Annotated in this window: 4 protein-coding genes; 2 read left to right on the top strand and 2 right to left on the bottom strand. The window is 65.0% G+C overall.

Features of this window, described 5'->3' with window-relative positions; genetic code table 11:
- Nucleotides 1-313: 313 nt before the first annotated feature.
- Complete coding sequence (gene sodC / locus CDO81_RS27355) at nt 314-850, top strand: superoxide dismutase family protein (RefSeq protein WP_088486431.1); 537 nt, start codon at nt 314-316, stop codon at nt 848-850.
- A gap of 1 nt (nt 851) precedes the next feature.
- Nucleotides 852-1,397, top strand: coding sequence for a DUF3455 domain-containing protein (locus tag CDO81_RS27350; RefSeq protein WP_088486430.1), 546 nt, complete (start codon nt 852-854; stop codon nt 1,395-1,397).
- A 234-nt stretch (nt 1,398-1,631) separates the two neighbouring features.
- Here CDO81_RS27350 and istB read toward each other — a convergent pair whose 3' ends face one another.
- Together istB and istA are read right to left on the bottom strand one after the other, a co-directional pair.
- Nucleotides 1,632-2,423, bottom strand: a complete 792-nt coding sequence (istB, locus tag CDO81_RS27345) for an IS21-like element helper ATPase IstB (RefSeq protein WP_088486429.1) — start codon at nt 2,421-2,423, stop codon at nt 1,632-1,634.
- Nucleotides 2,416-3,948 carry an IS21 family transposase gene (gene istA / locus CDO81_RS27340; RefSeq protein WP_088486432.1) on the bottom strand — a complete coding sequence of 511 codons (1,533 nt, stop codon included), beginning with the start codon at nt 3,946-3,948 and terminating at the stop codon, nt 2,416-2,418. Before istA ends, istB begins: the two co-directional genes overlap by 8 nt.
- Between the last annotated feature and the right edge of the window lie 190 nt (nt 3,949-4,138).

The raw sequence follows: 4,138 nt of genomic DNA, 5'->3' as shown, positions 1-4,138 counted from the left end.
CGAGTTCGAGGCCAACTACCATCGACAACGCGCTGGTCAGGCCGCGACCGTCTGACTTAAACCAACGGGCCTCCGCGATACCCGGGGCGATTCAGACACATCTATTCAGGAAGACCACTGAAATGTCTCCACGACGGCTGCCCGAGCTCACCTACATGACGATATGTAACAACTCGTTTTTGCAGGTGTCTGCATACGACCCAGACTCGTACGTGCAGACAGAAGCGGGTGCGGCACCCCTTCACATCACGTATTGCAATGCGCGCCCCGAAACGACTTACGGGCGCGCAGGCGCTACACAACTGGAGTTCCAATGAAGAAACGATCGACGCTGGGTCTTGCTCTCGCTGCAAGCCTTTCTGTGCCCGCGGCATACGCGGCTGATCAGACCGTCACGCTGTATGAGGCACGCGCAGATGGGCCAGGCCCCAGCGTAGGCACGGTTCGGATCCTGGAGACGCCATATGGCTTGGCGTTGTACCCCCAGTTGTCCGGGCTACCTCAAGGTGCACATGGCTTTCACTTCCATGAGAACGGCTCGTGTGCGCCTTCCACCGGGCCGACCGGGAACGTCATCCCCGCGGGAGGGGCGGGCGGTCATCTCGACCCGAAGGGCAGCAAGCATCACGGCGAGCCCTGGGGCGATGGCCACCTAGGCGACTTGCCGCCGCTCTATGTCATGGCTGATGGTCAGGCTACCAATCCGGTCCTCGCACCACGCATCATGAAACTGTCGGAAGTGGCGGGGCGCGCCTTGATGATCCATGTGGGCGGCGACAACCATTCCGACCATCCTGCAGCGCTAGGCGGTGGCGGCGCTCGCCTGGCTTGCGCCCTGGTGGGGAGCTGAAATGCGTAACTTCCGTTCCATCCTTATCTTCTCGGCGGCGGCCTTGCTCGCACCTCATACATTCGCGGCAGCCGAAAGTGAAAATTCCGTTCCAGAGAGCCTGCGCCCGGATGCCAGCCAGCAAGCTGTTCTGCACGTCCACGCCATCGGCCGCCAGATCTATGAGTGCGCTAAGGGCGCGCAGGACATTTGGGCCTGGCAATTCAAACATCCAGAGGCCGAACTCTTTGACGAGTCCGGCAAGAAGGTCGGGAACCATGGTGCTGGCCCTTCATGGACTCTGAATGACGGTTCCAGCGTTGTTGGCCAAGTACAGGCTTCCATGCAAGCGCCCATGCCCGGTGCAATTCCTTGGCTGCTCCTGAACGTCAAGTCGCACGCGGGCGGCGGCATGCTGAACACGGTCACATCGATCCAGCGGCTTGCCACACAAGGGGGCGTCGCGCCGGTCAAAGACGGCTGCACGAGCATGGTGGCCGGCCAGATCGTAAGTGTCGTCTATACGGCCGACTACGCCTTCTGGTCTCCTAAGACCTCGAAGCCCTGAGTCTCATGCCCTGAAAGCGGGGATCTTCGCGCGCGAAACCCCCGCTAAGCGCGCTATGTAAAGGTTCAAACGGGCCCATTGAATGTGCCAATCGGAGCCATGAAGACAAATGGCTTTCTTAAGGCTGTTGGCGCCGATCTAAATTTGACCCACCCTGCCGATTGAACTTTGACCCAGGGCTTGGAGCCGGCGTCGCGTGACGCCGGCTGTGGACAACTGTAGCGGCGAGCTTGTTCAGCCCGCGTCGTCGCCCTTGTTGCGGCGCTCCTGTTCCCTCGCCTTGATGCGCTTGCGCGTGGCCGCTGTGGCCTGCGTGACGCGGTAGCTCTCGTTGCCGGTCTCCACGATGTGGCAGTGGTGCGTGAGCCGGTCCAGCAGTGCCGTGGTCATCTTGGCGTCGCCGAACACGGTGCTCCATTCGGCGAAGTCCAGGTTGGTCGTGATGACGACGCTGGTGTGTTCGTAGAGCTTGGACATCAGATGGAACAGCAAGGCCCCACCGGCCTGGCTGAACGGCAGGTAGCCCAGCTCATCGAGGATCACCAGGTCCAGCCGTAGCAGGCTGGCTGCGATGCGCCCGGCGCGCCCTTCAGCCTTCTCCCGCTCCAGCGCGTTGACCAAGTCCACCGTGCTGTAGAACCTGACCCGCTTGCCGTGCGTGCCGATGCCCGCCACGCCGAGGGCCGTGGCCAGATGGGTCTTACCCGTGCCGGGGCCGCCCACCAGCACCACGTTGTGCGCTGCGGCCGTGAACTCGCAGGTGGCCAGTTGCGTGACCAGCTTGCGGTCCACCGGCGAGACCTCGAAGTCGAAGCTGGCCAGGTCACGGTGCACCGGGAACTTGGCACTGCTCATCTGGTGCTGCACCGAGCGCGTGGCGCGGTCGCTGGCCTCGGCCTGCAGCATGTGTTCCAGCAGCCAGCGCGAGCGCTCGACTTCGGCGCTGTGCTGTTCGCCGAGCTCGGCCCAGGTGGCGGCCATGCCGTGCAGGCGCAGGGCCTTCAGGTCGGCAATGACATCAGCCATGGTCGGCCTCCTGCTCGGCCTCTTGCTGGGCGAGCTTGCGCAGCCGGTCGTACAAGCCCGGGTCGGCCTGCACAGGTGTGCTCGTGCTCAGCGGCGTGGCGACGTTGGGCGGTCGCTGCGGCGCCGTCAGCCGTGCCAGCACGTTGGCCACGTGTTCCGGGCTGATCCGCCCGCTGGGGCCGGCGTGCTCCAGCGCCAGCTCGACCGCCACCAGCACCTCATCCAAGCCGGCCGTGCTGCACAGCGCCAGCACCTGCGCCATCAGCCGGTCGCCACCGGCATGACGCAGCAAGGCCTGGCGCAGCTTGGCCAGCGGCTCGGGCAGGTCCACGAAGGGCGCGCCGTTGCGCAGTGCGCCGGGCTTGCGCTGCACCAGCGGCACGTAGTGCTGCCAGTCGTAGGCGGTGTGGCCTTTGCCGCTGAGCCGGGCGTGCTCGGCCACCACGCGCCCATCGGCCACGATCACCACGCGCTGCGGGTACAGCCGCGTGCTGACCGTCTGGCGCGCCAGCTCGCAGGGCACCGAGTAGCGGTTGCGCGCCACGGTGACCAGGCAGGTGCTGCTCACGCGAGAGACGTCCTGAACATAACCGTCGAAGTCCACGGGCTTGGGCATCAGGTGGCTGCGCTCCAGCTCCAGCATCTCCGCCACGCTGAAGGCCTTGTGCTCGGGGTGGCGCAACTCGGCCCACAGCACCTTGCAGCGCTCGAACAGCCAGACGTTGAGCTCCTCCAAGGACCCGAAGCGCTGCTCGCGTGCCGCCAGCCAGATGCGACGCCGGCTGTCCTGCACGTTCTTCTCGACGACGCCCTTCTCCCAGCCCGAGGCGACGTTGCAGAAGTCGGGGTCGAAGAGGTAGTGCGCGCACAGTGCGGCGAAGCGGTCGTTGACGTCGCGCTTCTTGCCGCGGCCGACGCGGTCCACGGCAGTCTTCATGTTGTCGTAGATGCCTCGGCGCGCCACGCCGCCCAGGGCCGCGAAGCTGCGCGTGTGGGCGTCGAACAGCATCTCGTGGCCCTGGCTGGGGTAAGCCACCAGCATGAAGGCGCGGCTGGCGCACAGCTTCATGTGCGCCACCTGCAGCCGCTGGTACACGCCGCCGATGACCAGTGGCTCCTCGCTCCAGTCGAACTGGAAGGCCTCGCCGAGCTCGAAGCTCAGTGGCACGTAGGCATCACCCGTCGCGGCACTGCCCTGGGCCAACCTCCAGGCGCGGATGTAGTCGGTCAGCCGGCTGTAGCCGCCGCCGTAGCCCGCAGCCTTCAACTGCTCCAGCAACGCCTTGGCGCTGCGCCGCTCCTTCTTCGGACGACGGGCATCGGCGCGCAGCCATTGCTCCAGTTGCTCGACGTACGGCGCCAGCTTGGTCGGCACCGCCGGCCGCCTGTACTGCGGCGCCTCCGCCTTGCCCAGCCTCAGGTACTTGCGCACCGTGTTCCGCGCCAGGCTTGTGGCCTTGGCAATCTCCCGCACCGACTTCTTCTCGCGGTGGTGCATCCGCAAGACCTTGCCAATCATCACCATGGTGATCACTCCTCACACCCCCGCCCAGCTGTGGATATCTCGGGCAGGGTAGGTTGAACACCTGGGTCAAATTTCGGTCGGCAGGGCCCTCACGGGTGGGGATGCGGACGATTTCTTGGACTACCTGGAGGTAGTTCATGTACTCATACGAGGACCGGCTTCGAGCCGTGCAGCTGTACATCAAGCTGGG

Origin of the sequence: Roseateles puraquae (genome assembly GCF_002205845.1) — a bacterium.
Taxonomy (GTDB): domain Bacteria; phylum Pseudomonadota; class Gammaproteobacteria; order Burkholderiales; family Burkholderiaceae_C; genus Pelomonas; species Pelomonas puraquae.
This window is presented reverse-complemented; position numbering and strand designations above follow the sequence as displayed.